Raw genomic sequence first — 20,304 nt, 5'->3', positions numbered from 1 at the left:
GATAAAAATTATAAACGGGCTTACTATTTGTTAAGCCCGTCTACGTTAATCTTCTTCGTCCAGGAATTTAGGATCTATTTGTTTATTTGCTTTAGCCCCCAGACGTTTTAATTTCTCCACTTTACCAATCACATTCCCTGCTCCGGTGGACAGTTTTTTGGTCGCATCTTCATGGCTTTTTAATGCACGTTCCAACTGGTTTTGTACCTGTTCCATATCATTTAAGAAGCTTACAAATTTGTCATAAAGACTTCCTGCTTCTTTTGCAATTTCAATCACATTTCTAGTTTGACGTTCTTGCTTCCATATGCTAGCGATGGTACGAAGGGTTGCCAATAACGTAGAAGGGCTAACAATGACAACTTTGCGATCCCAGGCATCACTAAACAAATCTGGTTTCTGAACCACTGACATACTTAAAGCAGATTCGATCGGCATAAATAACAATACAAATTCCGGTGATTCAATACCATATAACTCGTGGTAATTTTTTGCGGAAAGTTCTTTCACATGGTTTTCTACGGATTGTATGTGCTGTTTTGAAAAAATTGCTCGATCTTCATCCGTCTCGGCATTGACCCAGCGTTCGTAGGCAACCAATGAGACTTTTGAATCCACAATTAAGTGTTTATCTTCGGGAAGATCAATAATTGCATCCGGCTGCATTCTCCTTCCCTCAGCATCCATAAGAGATACCTGTAATCTAAATTCACGATCGCGCATAAGTCCCGAACGCTCCAACACCCTTTCTAAAATTACTTCGCCCCAATTTCCCTGTTTTTTGGTATCTCCTTTTAAGGCTTTGGTCAAGCTATTGGCTTCATCTTTGATTTTCAGACTCTGTTCAACCAGCTGGAGAACAACCCCCTTTAAAGAATTCCTTTCTGCTGCTTCCTGATTGTAATTTTTTTCAACTTTTTCTTCAAAAAGTTTGATCTTTTCTTTCAATGGATCCAAGATCAAGCCCAGTGAACGATGGTTAGTTTCTGTAAATTTCTGCGTCTTTTCTTCTAATATTTTATTGGCAATAACCTGAAATTCATTATTGAACTGCCGTTTGATTTCGGCGATTTCATTCTTTTGCTCTTGGTATTTATCAAGCTGCGCTTCATAAAATGAACGTGTACTTTCTAAAGAACGTTCGGCAACCAAAAGATTCTCTCGTTCCTTTTCCAGTTCATTTCTTAGCATCAAACGTTCTTCCAACAAGCTTTGCTCCCGCTGTTGGGATCTAGCGAGCTCAATTTTCAGTGTTTCCACTTCTTTACTATACCCAGGCTCAATAGTGGCTTGGTTATTCTTTTTAAGCACCAAGACTATCAAAATGACTAACAACAGGACGATTCCTGCAAAGAAAACTATTTCCATGATTTGTATTTCTTAAGATGGCTAAAATTATCCTTAATGATATTTTGCCATTACGTTTAATTACATATAACTGACCATATTCTAAGGGTTGAGTACGATTCTAAAGAGCAATACAGTTTAGTCCTTTATCAGCGCACACAGCGTGTCAACTCTCTTCTTAATCTAAAGTTGCCCGCTATCGGAAAGTATAATAGTTAGATTTCATTCAAAGCCACATTATTGTAACTTTTGATGTGTTTTCCACCACAGGTCAGGCATTTCGCCAGAAATCGCCAATTGGTAGTCCTCATAACGGCATGGGACGAGATAATAGCGCTCATTGACCGATTTTGAACCAAAATAGGGAACTTGGATCCACCAACGGTCTGATTTTTTACTCTTCACAAAGACCAACTCGTGCGCTTCGTGTTCCAGTGTTGTACGATAGATGATATAAGATGATTTGGGATACAAAGGCGTATCTTGCTTACGGTTATAGTAGCCATCAATAAAGCACCATATCATTTGAGATACTAACATCGCTGTCTGCTCCATTGGATCAAATGTTGGATTGAATTCATAAAAACCAATGGAAGAACATTTATCCGACATCCCAGCATAACGTGCAAGTTGGCAAGCTTCATCGCCATACAAGCCATTCGGAATTGCATTGGCATTCCCTGGCGCTTCGGAAGACCGAATAGCACCAATGTCAAAGCTAATTAGGTCGGCTGCGCGAATTAGTGGCTCTGATTGATCCATTTTACCGGCAATCATACCTACTCGCGTTGCGTTGAAGAATAGCTTATCATACATATTGATAGATTCCTTACTGACGAGGTAGGTTTGATAGGCTATGGAATTCAAATTGAACAAATAGTCTGGCTGATGAAGGATAATATGATTCACATAAGAGCGAGATGTTAAGCTTACATTTTCAGCATCTTCCTGATCAATATCAAAACGTGCATCGATAACCGCTAGCTCTATTTTCCGTTCCAAATTTTGATACCCCAAATATTGTGCATAAGTAAGATCCTGGCCTCCTCCAATGATAATAGGGACAATATTTTCTTTCACCAGCTCTTCAACTACGGATTTTAAAGCAATATAGGTATCTTGAATTGTATTGCCTGCTTTGATATTTCCCAGATCAACAATATTCATCTTGTAATCCCCCTGATACAGCGCATATAGATGTTTTCGCACGGCATCTGGCGCTTTATCTGTTCCGTTATTATTCAGAGAAGCCCGGTCTTCTTCTACCCCGACAATAGCTAAGTGCGGCTTTTTATCTCCTTCCCAGTTTGGAAAGTCTGTTTCATAGGCTTGAATAACGTTTCCTAGTTGAGAATTTAAGAAGCCATGCTCGGGCGCAAAACTTATAACTGAAATTGGACGAAAGAATACGGACAGTGATGACATAAGCTATAATTTGTAAAATATCTTATTTTTCAAGATACAATTCACACAAATATCCATTTATTAACTAACTTTTGAAAACATTATTTTTAACAGTATCTTTATCAAGTGATATTAATAACTGGAGGAACAGGTTTTTTAGGGTCTACACTAATTAGGCAGTTGATAGACCAAGGAATTGACGTAATTGCCATTAAAAGAGCTCAATCGACTATTCCCACCCCGCTGTTATCTTCTTCTTTGATTCAGTGGGTCGACGCAGATATCAACAACTATTTTGAACTCAAGGATGCTCTCGAAGGAGTCACCAAAGTGTATCATTGCGCTGCAATGGTTTCCTACCAAAAAAAGGATGCTAAATCACTGTTTAAGGTGAATGTTGAAGGAACGACAAACGTAGTCAACCTTTGCCTTGAAAAGGGCATTCGTCTCTTACATGTAAGCTCTATTGCCGCTTTGGGTACAAATAGGGATAACATTTCTGTATCCGAAGAAGATCAATGGGAACACAATTCACTGACATCTAACTATTCGCTATCCAAATATCAGGCAGAGATGGAGGTGTGGCGCGGTATAACAGAAGGTTTGAATGCAGTTATTGTCAATCCTTCTGTAATTTTAGGGGCCTCAGCTAGCGATAAAGGCTCTGGAGCTATATTTTCGATGATCGATAAAGGCTTACGATTTTACCCAACAGGAAGCGTTGGCGTTGTTGATGTAGAAGACGTTGCTTCAATCATGATTCAGCTGATGGAAAGAGAAGATGTTACTGCGGAACGCTATATCATCAATAATCTCAATATTAGCAACAAAGACCTTTTGAGTGTGGCGAGTGTATTAATGAACAAGCCTCAACCGACAATCGAAGTGTCAGAGACCATGCTTCAAATTGCGTCTACAGTATCCAGCTTGCTTTCCATATTTAAAAAATCAAATGCAACCTTAACAAAAGAGACGGCAGTTGCTTCCAGTGCTAAATTGCACTATTCCAATGCTAAAATCCAAGCACTTCTTAATCACAGTTATCGTCCTTTGGAACAAACCTTAAAAGAAATTGCAGCATTATATAACAAACAGTAAACTATAACATATTAAACAACCAAACCTTGATTCATCGTGCGTAACAGACATTCTATAACGATCCCTTAACTATTTTTTATTTCCCTTAATCAATATGTTTTTAAGGGAAATACCGATAGGGAAGATCAGTATTTGGATGCATTATTCACCATTGTTTCATAAAAAAATAATACAATGAAAAACTATTACATCATTGATTTTGATAGTACATTTACGCAAGTAGAAGCACTTGATGAACTTGCAAGAATCTCTTTGGAACATCACCCCGATCGCGAGGCTATCTACCTCGAAATCGAGCGGTATACCAATCTCGCGATGGAGGGTAAACTATCTTTTCGCGAAGCTTTGGCTGGCCGCGTAAAGCTCTTAAATGCGAATAAAACTCATCTGGATAAACTTGTTTCACATCTTAAAAAGAAAGTATCAACCTCTTTTTCGCGAAATCGTGAATTCTTCAAAAAAAACGCTGACACCGCATGGATTGTTTCAGGAGGTTTTAAAGAGTTTATTACACCTGTCGTTACCCCTTACCATATAAAGACGGAAAATATCTATGCCAACACATTCAGATTCGATGATGAAGGCAATATTATCGGTTTTGACGAAGAGAATCCACTGTCAAATGAAGGTGGAAAAGTGCAATTATTGAGACAATTAAAAATTGAAGGAAGGTTATTTGGCATTGGCGACGGATATTCCGATTTCCAATTAAAAGAGTCGGGGTTAATTGAAAAGTTTTTTGCATTCACTGAGAATATCCAACGTAAAAGCGTGACTGAAAAAGCCGATTTCATTACACCAAGTTTTGATGAGTTCCTCTATGTCAATGATCTTCCCCGTGCAATATCCTATCCCAAGAATCGTATCCTATGTTTGATCGTAGGCGAGGTACCAGAAATAGCAGCTCATATCTTAAAAAGAGACGGCTTTTCAATCCGGATAAAGGATACCATTGAAGAAAAGTACATCAAAGATGTCGGTATGCTACTATTGGGCGGCAATATTGATATCAGTGATGAGCTGCTTCAGCAAGCTGACAAATTAAAAACGATCGGGTATTTGGGCGATATCAAAGGTCACATTAATAAGGAGATCTGTAACGCCAAAGGTATTGTCGTTTTCGACGACAAGAAAAATAAAAAGAAGAATTCAGAGTTTATTCCTCGTCGAATGGCTGAATTCATTAATAATGGCGACACGTACCTTAGCCGTAATTTCCCGAATCTGATTTTACCCAAAGTGAAACAGGTAACCAGATTGCTCCATATCCATAAAAACGTTCCTGGAATCATGGCTCAAATCAATAAGGTATATGCTCAAAATAACATTAATATTGTTGCCCAATTTCTAATGACCAAAAGCGATATCGGATATGCGGTAACAGATATACAAGGAGAATACGATAAAGATCTTTTGAAACAACTCAAACAGATCGAGAATACAATAAAATTTAGAATCTTATATTAAACGATTGCTATAAATCAGGCTCCCCATAGCGGTGCCTGATTTATATTTCAATCGCTCTCTTTCACAAAAAAAAACGCGTTATGTCCTTACATCAGGATCCCGAATTAAAGAAGGCTGTCCTAGACTTGCCCCAAAAGGAGAAAGACAAGCTTCTCGTACGTCTGATAAGCAAGGATAAAATGCTGATCAAACAATTGCATTTCCAATTATTGGAGAATGCAGATGACTTAGAGGAACGTATTGAAAAACTACGCAAGCAACTGGCACAACTGTTCGATACTAGTATAAGCCAGATTGGCAATACGCCACATCACAGTAATTTTATTGCGCTTAGTAAACTTGTCAAACAGGCGAGTGGGCTGGTCAATGAACACGAAAAAGTCACTAAGGATAAAGTTAGTGAGGTGGAATTTAGAATCTATATCCTGAAAAGAACGATCGTGGATTACGACAGACTTTTTGATTCCTCTTATCAATCTGCTGCGCACAAATTACATAAATATATAACAGGACGTATAAAGCATGCGGTGGGCAAATACAGCAAACTTCATGAGGACTTTCAGTTCGACTATCGGGAAGATTTCCAAAATACATTGGATACCTTTGGTAATACGACGCTAAAAAGCTATATTAGTGAACAGAAGATTGATATCGACCTAAATTAATTATGAGAAATAGCAAAAACCGCGTTAAAATTGGATCCTTTCATGTTACTGCTTACGAGCAATATAAATTAATTTACCTAGCTACATTGCTAGTTTTACTCGCTTTCGCCTATACCTTTTACCTAGCGAGATAAATGTCCGCCCGGAGTCATCGGTTATACACTTCAATCCATACAAAAGCCACACCTTTCATAACGAGCAAGTCTGCTATTTTTTTACCAAAAAATTTAGCACTTCATACCCAATACTTAATAGTATTTCGCTAAATTCGCAATTATTCGAAATTTTTGCTCGTGGGAATTCAAGAAATATTAGAAAAATACAGCCAAAGCGAATCCATCCAGTCGCTAACCAAGGCTATGCAATCCAAAAATCCGAAAATTCAGCTTAAAGGACTTATTGGATCATCGGATGCATTTATAGCCGTATCTTCTTACAACTTACAGGAACGTCCAATGGTGTTTATCTTACCGACCCATGAAGACGCATCTTATTTTTTAAGCGATCTGGAAAGCCTACTGGATAAACAGGTCCTTTTTTTTCCTTCGTCTTATCGAAAAGCATTTGATTTTACACAGACCGACTCTGCCAACGTATTACAGCGTGCAGAGACGTTAAGTTCACTCAACCATACCTCAGAGTTACCTAAAATGGTGGTTACGTATCCGGAAGCTATTGCGGAGAAAGTAATCAACCGAAGTGATTTGGATAAGAATACATTGGAGATAACAGAGAATACCGCTTTAAGTATTGATTTCATCAATGAATTCTTGATTGAATATGATTTTGATCGTGTAGACTTTGTGTATGAGCCTGGGCAGTTCGCGATACGAGGAGGCATCGTCGATATCTTTTCTTTTTCGAACGATCTTCCTTACCGTATTGAATTCTTTGGCGACGATATTGAAAGCATACGGACATTTGACATTGAGTCGCAGCTTTCCGTCAAAAAGATCCACAAAGTAACCATTGTTCCTAACGTTCAGGCCAAGTTCTTGACATCACAGCACATTTCGCTGCTAGAATATATTGATCAGGGCGCCACGATCTGGATAAAAGACGCTCAATTCACCTTAGATATTGTTAGAGAGGGCATAAAGAAGGCGGAAAAATTATGGGCAGGATTGAACGATAAGCAGAAAAAAGACAACCCCGAATGGCATAATCCAGCCCACGAATTTACAGACGAAAAAAACCTCAATGCGCTGTTTTTTGAGTTCCCAATTATTGAATTCGGCAAACAATTCTTTTATAAAGCGGAGAATACATTCAAGTTTGATATCCATCCGCAACCCTCTTTCAATAAAGATTTTAATCTTTTAATCCATAATTTCAAGGAGAATGAAGACCAACGCATCCAAAATCTTATCTTTTCAGATTCAACGAAACAGGTTGAGCGTATTTATACCATTCTAGAAGATCTCGACAAATCGGCAACATTCATCCCGATTCATAAAGCTTTACGCGAAGGTTTTAGAGATGACAGTTTAAAGTTGGCCTGCTACACAGATCACCAAATTTTTGACCGCTATTATAAATATAAACGCAAGAAAGCTTACGAACGTTCGCAGGCAATTACACTGAAGGATTTACGGGATCTCAAACCAGGCGATTTTATTACCCATATTGACCACGGTGTCGGCCGATATGGAGGTTTGGAAAAAGTGGATGTCAATGGTAAATCCCAGGAAATGATCCGTCTGATCTATGCAGATAATGATCTTTTATATGTGAACATCAACTCTTTAAACCGTATTTCCAAATATTCCGGTAAGGAGGGTACGGTTCCCAAAATGAACAAACTCGGGACCGATGCTTGGGACAAACTGAAGAAGACGACCAAGAAAAAGGTAAAAGATATTGCGCGTGACCTAATCATGCTTTATGCCAAAAGAAAGGCACAGCACGGAAATGCTTTTTCACCGGATAGCTACTTACAGAATGAATTGGAGGCCTCCTTTATTTATGAGGATACGCCCGATCAGGAGAAAGCTACTGCCGATGTAAAAAAAGATATGGAATCTCCACATCCAATGGACCGATTGATCTGTGGGGACGTTGGATTTGGAAAAACGGAAGTTGCCATCCGTGCGGCTTTCAAAGCTGTAGCAGACAGTAAGCAGGTTGCCGTACTCGTACCGACGACAATTCTTGCATTGCAGCATTTCCGTACATTTTCGGAGCGACTAGAAGGTCTTCCATGCAATATAGACTACATCAACCGTTTTAAAACGACCAAACAGATTAAAGATACCTTAGCAAGGCTTGCCGAAGGAAAAATAGACATTATTATCGGTACCCATCGTCTAGTCAGCAAAGATGTTAAGTTCAAAGACCTCGGCCTGATGATTATTGATGAAGAGCAGAAATTTGGCGTTGCTGTAAAGGAAAAATTGAAAGTTATGCGTGCGAATGTAGATTCGCTAACACTGACAGCAACACCAATTCCAAGGACATTGCACTTTTCATTGATGGGTGCCCGCGATTTAAGTATTATCTCCACTCCTCCCCCCAACCGGCAGCCTGTACAGACAGAACTGCACGTTTTCAATGAAACATTGATCGGCGAGGCAGTCAGCTACGAACTTGATCGAGGTGGGCAGGTATTCTTTATCCATAATCGTGTGGCGGATCTTCCGCAGCTGGGCAATTTAATCCGTAAACTGGTCCCCAGAGCCCGGGTCGGTGTGGCTCATGGCCAGCTTGAAGGCGATGAACTTGAGGATGTGATGCTCAAATTTATCAACCATGATTTTGATGTCTTGATCGCAACAACGATTATTGAGGCAGGTCTTGATATTCCAAATGCCAATACGATCATTATCAATCACGCGCATATGTTTGGTCTGAGCGATCTACACCAAATGCGCGGTCGGGTTGGTCGTTCCAATAAGAAAGCATTTTGTTATCTCCTCAGTCCACCATTGTCAACCTTAACACCGGAGGCTTACAAACGACTTTCGGCGATAGAAGAATTTTCTGAACTGGGCTCTGGATTTAATGTTGCCATGCGCGATCTGGATATACGCGGTTCGGGAAACCTCCTAGGAGGCGAACAATCGGGTTTTATTGCCGAAATCGGTTTCGAAATGTACCATAAAATCTTAGACGAGGCCATTCAGGAACTGAAAGAAGACGAATTCTCGGAAGTATTTGCCGATGAAAAAGAACGACAATATGTGTCCTTTACACAGATTGACACAGACCTCGAGGTATTGATTCCCGACGAATATGTGACAAATATTACGGAGCGATATAATCTGTATACCGAACTCTCCAAACTGGAAAACGAGCAGCAATTGGCAGCCTTTGAGCAGGAGCTTGAAGATCGCTTTGGCCCTATTCCACGTGAAGTGTTTGAATTATTCAATACACTCCGTCTGCAGTGGTTTGGTAAAACGATCGGCTTCGAAAAAATAGCTTACAAAAAACATACGCTGAAAGCTTACTTTGTAAGTAATCCTAAATCAAGCTACTTTGAGTCAGATCAATTCGGCCGCGTACTGTCTTTTGTACAAAGCCATCCAGAGATTAGCAACCTGAAAGAAGTTAAAGGCCAGCTCCGTTTGGCGTTGAACAATGTGAATACCATTGGATATGCACTGAACCTCTTGAGAGAAATGTTATAAGATATTTAAATACCCCGCGTATAAATAAAATCTACTCCATCTGTAGATTTTATTTATATTTGGTATGCAGGAAACACCTTATTCGTTCCGAATAGTACCAAAAGTACTTCCACACAAATGGGAATTTACTTACTCTCGCTATTGAGCAATCTTGTTATGGAGGAATAAGGCATCATAAGCATCAATAAACACCATTAGCATGACAAGCAATACTGAAACGATCCTCGTTCATGAAGGACAGCAATTCAACCAGACATCTGCAGTAACCACTCCAATTTTTCAGACATCAACCTACGTTGCCGACCCAGATCCAATGGAGTATATTAAAGCCGCTACCGAACCAAAGCATCCTTATTTTTATCATCGCCATGGCAATCCAACGAATAGTCAAGTGGCTACCATCTTAGCGAAGTTGGAAAAAACCGAGGATGCACTGGTATTTGCAACTGGTATGGCAGCGATCAGTACGGCCATATTGGCCATCGTTAAATCGGGAGATCATATTGTCGCCCAACATGCACATTATTCCGGAACGGCTATTTTCTTTAAGGAGTTCTTAACGGATTATGGCATTACAGTTACTGCTGTGGATCAAACAGATGTTTCAGCTTTTGAAAAAGCTATTCAGACAAATACCAAGCTGATATATATAGAGACTCCATCCAATCCCAATCTCTATATCACGGATCTAAAAGCGATCGGAGAACTCGCCAAAAAGCATGGGATTCAGAGCATGGTCGATAATACCTTTGCCTCCCCCATTAACCAAACACCGACAGATTTTGGAATTGATGTCGTTGTACATAGCGCTACGAAATATTTGGGTGGACATAGTGATCTCACTGCAGGTATCGTGTGCGGCACACGAGACTATATTGCGCGTGTATGGAAACGGTCTGTCGCTTTAGGGGCATCACTTGCACCGCTTGACTCCTGGTTATTGTTACGCGGATTAAAAACGCTAAGTCTACGGGTCAAACAGATCAATACCAATGCGCTGAAGCTGGCCGAATTTTTGGATCAACATCCAAAAATCAAAAAAGTCAGTTACCCTGGATTAGCCAACCATCCACAACATGAGCTTGCAGCCCAACAAATGAAAGGCTTTTCGGGCATGCTTTGCATCGATGTTGATGGTAAAGATGAGGAGAAGGCATTTTTAAATGCACAGAAACTCATCAATGGCTTGCACATATTTATCAATGCTGCCAGTTTAGGTGGTGTTGAATCCCTTATTGTACACCCTGCGAGTATGTGGGGACGCCATCATACAAAGGAACAGAAAGAAGCTTCGGGAATCACACTTGGAATGCTACGCATCTCCGTTGGGATCGAACATATCGATGATTTAATCGCCGACTTAAAACAAGCCTTGGACCAGATTAACTAGGATCTATCCATTAGATCGTTATCGCGGAGAACAAAAAAGGGGGATAACATGAACTTGCTATCCCCCTCTTTAATACTATCCAATCACAATACCCTTGTACCATCCGCAATCCTGACCTGAATCACAGAGAGTTCTTTATCAAATTTCTGTTTGTACTCCTTTTCGAGTGTTGGCAAAATTGAAGGTAATACACCTTCTTTAACGATATTGATCGTACAGCCGCCGAAGCCGCCGCCCATCATTCGGGCTCCGATCACTTCGGGAAACTGCTTGACATAATCCACTAAATAATCCAGTTCCGCACAACTGACTTCATATACTTTGCTTAAACCTTCGTGGCTTTCGAAAATATATTGCCCCAACTGAACAACATCGCCAGAACGTAGTGCATCGCATGACTTTTCGACGCGCTCATTCTCACGGACAACAAAGCTTGCTTTAGCGTAAATATCGGCATCTTTTTCTTTCACCAATTCATCCAGCATCTCGACAGTTACGTCACGTAAGTTTTTGACTTCAGGGTATTTCTCCTGTATCCACGCAGAGGCCTGCTCGCACTGCTCTCGGCGTGTATTGTAAGCGGTAGAAGCCAATGAATGTTTTACGTTGGTATTCAATAATACAACTTCATATCCTTTCAGATCAAGCGGAACATACTCAAACCCTAACGTACGGCAATCCAGCTTAATAACATTTTTTTCTTTACCAAAAGCAGACGCAAACTGGTCCATGATACCACACATCACGCCAGCGTAAGTATGTTCAGCTTTCTGCGCGATCTGGGGAATATCAAGTCGTTCTACCTGCAGATTGAACAATTCGCTGAGGGCCAAGGTAACCGCACATTCAACAGCCGCTGAAGATGACAAGCCTGCTCCTAGCGGCACATCACCATCGATATAAAGATTAAATCCACCTAATACTGCTCCGCGTTTCTGATACTGATCGACCACTCCGAGGATGTAGTTTGGCCAATGTTTTTCCGAAATAGCAATCTCTGCCATTTTCACCTCGTGCCGTTCCTGATAGTCTTCTGCATACAATACGATCGTATCATCCGATCGCTTACTTACAGCAACATAAATTGCCTTATCAATCGCTGCAGGCAATACAAAGCCATCATTGTAATCGGTATGTTCGCCGATAATATTAATGCGTCCAGGCGAAGAAACCACAAGCGGCTCTTCTTGATAGTGCTCTTTAAATTTATTTACTATTGTATCCTTTGTTATCATCTTGTTTAGATTTATAATGTATTGTCGAACAATTTCGCAACTGTTCAGCGGCAACTTCTGGTGTAATATCACGTTGGGGGTTTGCTAACATCTCATAGCCGACCATAAATTTTTTCACCGTTGCAGAACGCAGCAGTGGTGGATAGAAGTGCATATGCCAATGCCACTCGGGATGTTCGCCGTCATTCACTGGAGCCTGATGCATTCCAGCGGAATAAGGGAAAGATGTCTTGAAAAGATTGTCGTAACGTGTCGTCAAAAGCTTGAGTATAGCCGCAAAATCGGCCTTTTCTTTATCGTCAAAGCCAGCAATATTCTGAATAGCCCGTTTGCTGACGATCATCGTCTCATAAGGCCAAGCCGCCCAAAAAGGAACCAAGGAAACAAATGAATCATTTTCATCGATAATTCGTTCTTCCTTACTTAGTTCAGCTTTAACATAATCTGACAGGATGGTGCGCTGATATTTATCGAAATACTTCTGTTGCTGAACACATTCTTTTTGAATTTCTACAGGCAAATGGTTTTGTGACCAAATCTGTCCATGTGGATGTGGGTTACTGCATCCCATAATTGCACCTTTATTCTCAAAAATCTGAATGTATTTGATCCATTCAACCTTGGAGAGATCCACAAATTCCTTTTGCCAAAGATCTACCACAGCTTTTATTGCCTCTTGATCCATTTCTGGCAGAGTGAGGTCGTGGCGGGGCGTGAATGCAATTACTTTACAGATTCCTCTTTCGGTTTCGGCTACAAATAATTCATCTTCATTAAATTCTTGCTGGCTTGTATCTTGGAGTAAAGCAGAAAAATCATTCACGAAGACAAAACTTTCTTTATAATCTGGATTAATATCGCCATCTGCCCGTTGATTGGTGGGACACAAGTAACATTTTGGATCATATTCAGGCCTATTATCTCCCGGAAGACCCTCCACTTGTCCTTGCCATGGTCTTTTACTACGATGCGGAGACACAAGTACTTTTTCCCCGGTAAGAATATTAACGCGTGTGTGGGGAGAGTCCCCAAAGTTTAAAGTTGATTGCATGTCATGTATAACTGGTGTACAGAATACACAATTATAGCTATATTAACTGAAAAGTCAAAGGGGATTTTTTATGCTTTAAACTTCGGGTCCTGCGCTTTTAACAATTCGAATATGGTAATTTCAGGAAGAATACCAACACGTCCCGGATAACCTAAAAAGCCATAGCCAACATTGACATAAAGTCGTTTATTCTGTTTTGCACGGTACAATCCCGCCCATTCTTTATAGATGTATTGTACCGGGCTCCATTGCAACATTTCAGACCTGACACCAAATTGCATACCATGCGTATGACCGGCAAACATCACATCCACATCTGTGTCCAATACCTGAGCGCGCCAATGAGAAGGATCATGCGACAACAATAACTTAACAGGCTGTTCTTCGGTGCCCATTAAAGCTTTCTGAATGTCACCATGCTTCGGAAAACGGCCTGTACCCCAATTTTGAACGCCTACGATACAAAGTTCTTCCCCATCTACTTTAATTTTACGATTTTCATCCATTAAAAGATCCCAGCCCATGATTTTATGAACATCGATCACATTCTGGAGGTTCTTGCGCTTTGCAGGAGAATCTTCTTTACCATAATAATAGTCGCCATAATCATGGTTACCCAGTGTAGAAAATACGCCTAAATCAGATTTTACACGTGCAAAAATATCTTGATAACCGCGCATTTCGGAAGCTTGTGCATTCACAATATCACCAGTAAAAAACGTCACATCAGCCTTTTCTTTCAATAGCATATCAATCCCTCCGTTGACAGCTTTCTTATTGTAAAAAGATCCAGAGTGCACATCCGATATCTGCGCTATCGTCATACCGTGAAATGCCTTCGGCAAATTAGGCAAATACAAAGGAACTCTTCTGACACGATAATCGTAAGCTCCTGAAATAATACCCCAGCTCAGCGGTATCAAGGGCGAGGCGCCAACTAGAATACCTGCTTTGGTCAAAAACTCCGATCGGCTAATTCCTTTGACTGGATTTTCTGGTAAAGGGTCCCCGGCATCTTCGACCAAATCCTCGACTGATTTCTTCCTTGCAAAAAGACGTTTTACCCATACACCACCACGTCGGATATCATCAATTAACAAAATCAAAAAGAAAAATATCTTGGATGCCGCCGTTAGAAAAAAGGCCACCAAGATAACCGACCTTACGATTAAAGGAATACTATATTTTGCGGAGATAAAGACACCTAATAGAAGCAAAGCAGAATAAGACCACCACAAGATCGAAAATACTTTTGTTTTGGGGAACTTAATCTTCGTTGCACGGAGCGCAAAGAAAATATAAAAATCTAATAGGAGTAATACACACGCGTTTATTAACAACATCTTTTACCTGTTTTAATTTTTGGCATTGAGTGCCATTTGTTTTAAAGATTCAATCCATTTGGGATCATCATTAAGACTTTCTACCAAACACACTTCTTCTCCGCCCAACTGCTTAAATTCATTAGCATATTCCACGCCAATTTCATCAATGGTCTCGATACAATCTGCCACAAAGGCAGGACTGAAAATTAATAATTTCTTACATCCTTTGGCGGCAAGATCATGCAATAAATCGGAAGTATAAGGCTGTATCCAGGGTTCTTTACCCAGACGGGATTGAAAGCACTGCGAATATTGCTCCTTTCTTAAACCTAGTTTGGTAGCAATAGCACGTGTTGTTGCATAACATTGAGAAAGATAGCAGTATGAATTAACTGTCGCTTTACAGGACTCGCAGCCTGATTCGGGACATTTTAGCTGACCTGTAGGATCAACTTTTCCAAGTTGCCGCACAGGAAGGCCATGATAACTAAAAACAAAATGATCAAAACTTTCTAAATCATGCCTGCGGGCATGATCTGCGTAGGTCTCTACCATTAAATCATTAGTACAAAAATTGCTCACAAAACTGATTTCTGGCAAATAATTCCATTTGCGAATCAATTCCATAACACGGTCTATCACTGATCCCGATGTTGCTGAGGCATATTGAGGGAATAAAGGGATGACCCGAATAGATTCCAACAATAGACCTTCCATATTTTTCAAAGCAGACTCAATCGATGGATTCTGGTAGCGCATCGCCAGTTCCACATGGTATTCATCTCCCAACGCTTTCTGAAGCAGGTCACGCTGCAAGATACTATAATGCATCAAAGGTGATCCAGTTTCTTTATCCCAGATTGATTTGTATACCTTTGCGGATTTCGGAGCACGTGTCAGTGCTATAATTCCTTTTACCAACAAGGTTCGTTGGACGTAAGGGATATCAATTACACGCGGATCCATTAGAAATTCCGTTAAATATCTTCTAACATCAGGAGTAGTGGGACTATCAGGTGTACCCAATTGTACCAAAAGAATACCTTTTTTGCCTTTATTGCTCATAGCTTACAAAGCTACACAAAAAGAATACACCAGGGATCTAAACCTTGGAATTATGAAATATCTGTGACGGGTAATTGCTCTTATAAGGCTTCTAAAGTTGCCTTTACATCTTTCATCAACCACATTGGCGTTGAAGTGGCACCACAAATACCAATACGATCGTTCTCAGCGAAGACCGATGCATCCAATTCGGCTGGATCAGAAATAAAATAACTTGCTGGATTTGCGTTTTGACAGACTTCAAACAGCACTTTTCCATTGGACGATTTTTTGCCTGACACAAAAACGATTTTGTCATATTGTTTCGCAAAAGCACCCAGATCTTCATATCGATTGGAGACCTGGCGACAAATAGTGTCATTTGCCTTCACTTCATACCCACGCTTGATAAGCTCGTCTTTGATCGCATAAAATTTATCCACACTTTTTGTTGTCTGGCTATATAGCGTAAATGAAGATGGCAACGCGACTTGATCCAGCTCAGAAAGATCCTGAAAAACCAAGGCTTCATTATTCGTCTGCCCCTGTAAACCAATCACTTCAGCATGTCCATGCTTACCGAAAATCAAAATCTTCTCCTTTTGATCGAAGGACGTCTTTATACGGTTCTGCAATTTAAGGACTACTGGACAAGAGGCATCTATCAAAGTAATATTATTTTGCAAAGCAATACGATAGGTATCTGGCGCTTCACCGTGGGCACGGATCAATACCTTTTCATTGCTCAAAGTGGGCAGAGCAGCATGATCTATAATTCGTAAACCTTTTGCTTTTAATCGAGCAACTTCCTCATCATTATGAACAATATCACCCAAACAATAAAGATAACCATCCTCTTCCAAGATCTCTTCCGCCATATCAATAGCGTATACTACTCCAAAGCAAAAGCCTGAATCCTTATCGATGTCTACTGTTAGATTTAATGCCATAATATCACAAAGTTACATATTCATATTGAACTTAGATCAATTGTTCTTTTACTTTTATACAATCGATAAAATGTAAAGCTTGTTACCGTCTGCACAAAAAAAGTCAATTGTAACGGATCAGAAAGAAACATTTATCTAAACATCAATAGCGATCGGAAGTGAAACAGAAAGATTTCACCCGTAAGAGCCTATTAAGTTTATCAAGAATTGTGTGTATATGAATCGTAAGGATATTGCATATGAAATGCAATTTATCTAATTTTGCATAAAAATTAAAATAATGGCAACTAACAGAACTTTTACGATGATCAAACCTGACGCTGTAGCGAACGGTCACATCGGTGCAATCTTAAACGATATCATTGCTGGTGGTTTTAAAATCATCGCAATGAAATACATTCAACTTTCTAAAGAGACAGCTGGTGCATTTTACGCAGTACACAAAGAGCGTCCTTTTTATGGTGAATTGGTGGAATTTATGACCTCAGGTCCTATCGTTGCTGCCATCTTGGAAAAAGACAATGCTGTTGAAGATTTCCGTACACTGATCGGTGCAACTAACCCTGCTGACGCGGCTGAAGGCACAATCCGTAATAAATATGCAAAATCAATCGATGCAAACGCTATTCATGGATCTGATTCAGATGATAATGCTGCTATCGAGGGTAACTTCTTCTTCTCGCAATTTGAAAGATTTTAATCTTTAGAACAACATAAAAAAAGGTCTTTACAAAATTTGTAAAGACCTTTTTTTATGTTTTGCCCTCCACTCTCTCGACAAGCTCCAGCGTTCAATTCCGTTCTCATACCAGTAGTCGCAGTTTAAAAAGCCGCGTAGGAATCTTTAAAAGTTTCTTTTATCAAGATACTCATCCTCTTTGGCGGTCATCTTGGCTTTATCTGCCGGTTTTTTATCGGGATAACCGCACAGGTGCATGACACCATGAATAATAACCCGGTGAAGCTCGTCACGCACATCAACCTTAAACTTTTCAGCATTCTCCTGAATACGCTCCACACTAATAAAAATATCGCCGGCGATAGTGTCATCATATTCGGAAGAATCAAAAGTAACGATATCAGTATAGGTGTCGTGATTTAAATATTGCTTATTGATTTCAAGCAAGTAAGCATCCGAGCAAAGGATAAAGCTCAATTCGCCAACACGTTTAAATCCTTCTCCTTTGATGGCATCAGCAATCCATTGGCGAATCTTTCCCTTTTCTTTTAATTTGAAATCCGTATCCTCGGTAAAAAATAATATGCTCTTCATCCTTCTATTTTTTATTCATTCTTGTTTGACGTATTAGTCGTTGTGTATCTAAAAATTGCGGCTATCCATGTAGCTTTGCAAAATGATTGTTGCAGACACGGTATCAATCAACCCTTTCTGTTGACGGTCCTTCTTTTTTTTCCCACTTTGCGCGATCGCTGCAGAAGCCATTTTAGAAGTAAAACGCTCATCTATTTCAGCGACAGCAATGGCTGGATAAGTCTTTTTAAGTTTTCGAATAAAACCGACAACATGCTGTGCGGATTCAGAGTCGGTACCATCCAACTGACGCGGCTTGCCGACAACAAAAGTTTCTACCTGCTCTGTCTGTAAATACGCTGCTAGAAATGTCCAGATATCCTCCGGATGTACAGTCGTCAATGCCGTCGCAATAATTTGCATTGGATCGGTCACTGCAACCCCTATTCGTTTTGTACCGTAATCAAATGCCATCAGTCTCATGGATATGTTTTTTTACAAAAGTACAATTTAGATATGAGTATTGGGAGATATATGCATGAAGTTCCATTTATACGTTAACATAATCGGATTAAATTATTTACACTAAAATAACGTTCTTTTGTGTCCTATTTAGTTCCACGTTTACTTAGGTTTAGTTTAGGGTTTAGTTAGGGTTAGTTTAGGTATAGTATAGGTAAAACCTAAGTAAACCCTAACTAAAATCTAACTTATAGCTATACAAATCCTAAGGTAATGTAGGAACATACAGATCTTTACTATATCATTGTATACCTCATCAAATCCCAATGACGATTTTAAGCTTGAAGACATTGATCTTGAGAGCGAAATTTACTCACTGGGCAAATGAACACAGCTATTGCATGGAAATGGATGGTTGAATACGTCAAATTTCAACTCATTAAGATTGGGCACAATGGTGTTAAACAATGAAAAACAACGTTTTGAATAATCGAAATCAAGTAATAACTTTGATTGTCGATTTTGCTACGACAAAAGATATTGATTTTTGAAACTATAATCTCTTCCTTTACGCTTTGTCACATTCTAATGTTGGCAAGAAGTGGCACAGTATTAAATCATAAAAATCGGACAGAAAGATATTTAAACAAATGAAAAGAACACTTGTCGCCAGTTTCCTGTTGGCCTTATGCTTGAATACGCATGCACAAACTAAATACGAGCAATACATTACCACTCTTCGTGAAGAAAAAGCCGCTGAATTGGCGAAAGAACAATATGGTCCATTGAAATCAGATCAAGTGGCATTTTTGGATTACTTTCCTGTAGACGTCAGCTACAAAGTCAAGGGCAAAATTGATATTCTGTTTGATGAACCAGTTTTTCGGATGCCGACCTACGACGGCACAAGCAATGAATACAAAAGATACGGAATCATAACATTTATCCTTCAAGGTAAAAAACGTGTACTGAATGTCTACCAAAGCGTCGCATTATTTCAAAACCCTGCATACAAAAAGCATTTATTTTTGCCATTTTTAGATTTAACAAATGGCCAGGAAAGTTATAGTGGTGGCCGATATATTGATCTATCCACAGACGATATAAAAGGGGACAACGTTGAGATAGATTTTAACAAAGCATATAACCCCTATTGCGCTTATAGTAACGGTTACCGTTGTCCGGTTCCCCCAGTTGAAAACAATTTAGAAACAAAAATTATGGCAGGAGAAAAAGCATTTCATAAGTCAAAAAACGAAAGGCCGGTCAATCTTAATGCAGGCCAGGAATTCAGTGCTGCCGACAAGAAAATCATTTCATCTGGAGGTGAAAATGCAATTCTTCGTGTATTGCAGACAACGGACGAAAAAGATCTGAAAGTTTTAAAAGCGACATGCACTGATGTCAAATACAACGACCCATTGATTGAATCACTTTCCAAAAGAATGTTTGCGACGGTACGTGATCCCAATCACCCGGGTGTAGGCATCGCTGCGCCACAAATCGGTATAAATAAAAATCTAATCTGGGTACAGCGATTTGACAAACCAGATCAACCTTTTGAGTTCTATATCAATCCTAAAATTCTATGGCGCTCCAAATTAAAACGTACGGGTGCCGAAGGTTGCCTTTCTATTCCTAACCGTAAAGAAGACGTATTGAGGAGTTACGCGATCCGCTTGCAATACATCAATAAAGAAGGGAAAGTGATCGAAGAAAATATCGAAGGCTTTACTGCTGTTATTTTTCAACACGAAACCGATCATCTCTTCGGGATCTTGTTTCCGGATCGACTCGAAGAGCAAAGTAAAGAAGCATACTCCCCATTAAATGATAAGATTGAGTTTTCTATCAAGCCCAGCACATTGATGCCGTAATCTTTTAGGACACGATTCAGAGTCAACCAGTAAGTGCCCTAAATTATTAATAGCTTATAAAAAAGAGCCCCCATGAACGTTATCATGAGGGCTCCATATTTATTATGG

The 20,304-nt window shown here is 39.8% G+C and carries 16 protein-coding genes; 7 read left to right on the top strand and 9 right to left on the bottom strand.

The window, feature by feature from the left end; translation table 11 throughout:
* Window positions 1-45: 45 nt before the first annotated feature.
* Together rmuC and J2X77_RS17965 are read right to left on the bottom strand one after the other, a co-directional pair.
* On the bottom strand, window positions 46-1,368 hold the full coding sequence (rmuC, locus tag J2X77_RS17970) for a DNA recombination protein RmuC (protein ID WP_209578445.1): 1,323 nt from the start codon (window positions 1,366-1,368) through the stop codon (window positions 46-48).
* Window positions 1,369-1,584: 216 nt separating this feature from the next.
* A complete protein-coding gene (locus J2X77_RS17965; RefSeq protein WP_209578444.1) occupies window positions 1,585-2,772 on the bottom strand; it encodes a formimidoylglutamase in 1,188 nt (395 codons plus the stop codon).
* A 105-nt stretch (window positions 2,773-2,877) separates the two neighbouring features.
* Here J2X77_RS17965 and J2X77_RS17960 point away from each other — a divergent pair, with 105 nt between their 5' ends.
* From J2X77_RS17960 to J2X77_RS17940, 5 genes are all read left to right on the top strand, one after another.
* Window positions 2,878-3,849: an NAD-dependent epimerase/dehydratase family protein gene (locus J2X77_RS17960; protein WP_209578443.1), complete on the top strand. Its 972-nt coding sequence runs from the start codon at window positions 2,878-2,880 to the stop codon at window positions 3,847-3,849.
* Window positions 3,850-4,023: 174 nt separating this feature from the next.
* Window positions 4,024-5,316, top strand: coding sequence for an HAD-IB family phosphatase (locus J2X77_RS17955; RefSeq protein WP_310081872.1), 1,293 nt, complete (start codon window positions 4,024-4,026; stop codon window positions 5,314-5,316).
* A gap of 80 nt (window positions 5,317-5,396) precedes the next feature.
* On the top strand, window positions 5,397-5,981 hold the full coding sequence (locus tag J2X77_RS17950; RefSeq protein WP_209578439.1) for a hypothetical protein: 585 nt from the start codon (window positions 5,397-5,399) through the stop codon (window positions 5,979-5,981).
* A gap of 293 nt (window positions 5,982-6,274) precedes the next feature.
* Complete coding sequence (gene mfd, locus J2X77_RS17945; RefSeq protein ID WP_310081870.1) at window positions 6,275-9,610, top strand: transcription-repair coupling factor; 3,336 nt, start codon at window positions 6,275-6,277, stop codon at window positions 9,608-9,610.
* 199 nt (window positions 9,611-9,809) lie between these two features.
* The gene (locus J2X77_RS17940; protein WP_310081869.1) at window positions 9,810-11,000 is read left to right on the top strand and encodes an aminotransferase class I/II-fold pyridoxal phosphate-dependent enzyme; all 1,191 of its coding nucleotides are present in this window, start codon (window positions 9,810-9,812) and stop codon (window positions 10,998-11,000) included.
* Window positions 11,001-11,083: 83 nt separating this feature from the next.
* Here the strand turns inward: J2X77_RS17940 and galK are convergent, their stop codons facing one another.
* The 5 genes from galK to J2X77_RS17915 all read right to left on the bottom strand — a co-directional run bounded on the left by galK (window position 11,084) and on the right by J2X77_RS17915 (window position 16,605).
* Window positions 11,084-12,235: a galactokinase gene (gene galK / locus J2X77_RS17935; RefSeq protein ID WP_209578434.1), complete on the bottom strand. Its 1,152-nt coding sequence runs from the start codon at window positions 12,233-12,235 to the stop codon at window positions 11,084-11,086.
* Window positions 12,207-13,286, bottom strand: a complete 1,080-nt coding sequence (locus J2X77_RS17930; protein WP_209578433.1) for a UDP-glucose--hexose-1-phosphate uridylyltransferase — start codon at window positions 13,284-13,286, stop codon at window positions 12,207-12,209. The genes galK and J2X77_RS17930 overlap by 29 nt, the downstream gene beginning before the upstream one ends.
* A 68-nt stretch (window positions 13,287-13,354) precedes the next feature.
* A complete protein-coding gene (locus tag J2X77_RS17925) occupies window positions 13,355-14,629 on the bottom strand; it encodes a metallophosphoesterase (RefSeq protein WP_209578431.1) in 1,275 nt (424 codons plus the stop codon).
* 12 nt (window positions 14,630-14,641) lie between these two features.
* Window positions 14,642-15,676 carry a ferrochelatase gene (gene hemH, locus J2X77_RS17920; RefSeq protein WP_209578429.1) on the bottom strand — a complete coding sequence of 345 codons (1,035 nt, stop codon included), beginning with the start codon at window positions 15,674-15,676 and terminating at the stop codon, window positions 14,642-14,644.
* Window positions 15,677-15,756: 80 nt separating this feature from the next.
* A complete protein-coding gene (locus tag J2X77_RS17915; RefSeq protein WP_209578428.1) occupies window positions 15,757-16,605 on the bottom strand; it encodes a 4-hydroxy-3-methylbut-2-enyl diphosphate reductase in 849 nt (282 codons plus the stop codon).
* A gap of 280 nt (window positions 16,606-16,885) precedes the next feature.
* On the opposite strand from J2X77_RS17915, the gene J2X77_RS17910 reads away from it, so the two are divergent.
* Window positions 16,886-17,305 carry a nucleoside-diphosphate kinase gene (locus J2X77_RS17910; protein ID WP_209578426.1) on the top strand — a complete coding sequence of 140 codons (420 nt, stop codon included), beginning with the start codon at window positions 16,886-16,888 and terminating at the stop codon, window positions 17,303-17,305.
* Between the two features lie 144 nt (window positions 17,306-17,449).
* On the opposite strand, the gene ybeY is transcribed toward J2X77_RS17910, so the two are convergent.
* Both ybeY and ruvX read right to left on the bottom strand, forming a co-directional pair.
* Window positions 17,450-17,878 carry an rRNA maturation RNase YbeY gene (gene ybeY / locus J2X77_RS17905; protein ID WP_209578424.1) on the bottom strand — a complete coding sequence of 143 codons (429 nt, stop codon included), beginning with the start codon at window positions 17,876-17,878 and terminating at the stop codon, window positions 17,450-17,452.
* 48 nt (window positions 17,879-17,926) lie between these two features.
* Window positions 17,927-18,340: a Holliday junction resolvase RuvX gene (ruvX, locus tag J2X77_RS17900; RefSeq protein WP_209578422.1), complete on the bottom strand. Its 414-nt coding sequence runs from the start codon at window positions 18,338-18,340 to the stop codon at window positions 17,927-17,929.
* Window positions 18,341-18,969: 629 nt separating this feature from the next.
* Between ruvX and def the strand changes: the two genes are divergently transcribed.
* Window positions 18,970-20,196 carry a peptide deformylase gene (gene def / locus J2X77_RS17895; RefSeq protein WP_209578420.1) on the top strand — a complete coding sequence of 409 codons (1,227 nt, stop codon included), beginning with the start codon at window positions 18,970-18,972 and terminating at the stop codon, window positions 20,194-20,196.
* The last annotated feature ends 108 nt before the right edge of the window (window positions 20,197-20,304 follow it).

The organism is Sphingobacterium sp. 2149 (genome assembly GCF_031455655.1).
Lineage (GTDB): Bacteria > Bacteroidota > Bacteroidia > Sphingobacteriales > Sphingobacteriaceae > Sphingobacterium.
This window is presented reverse-complemented; position numbering and strand designations above follow the sequence as displayed.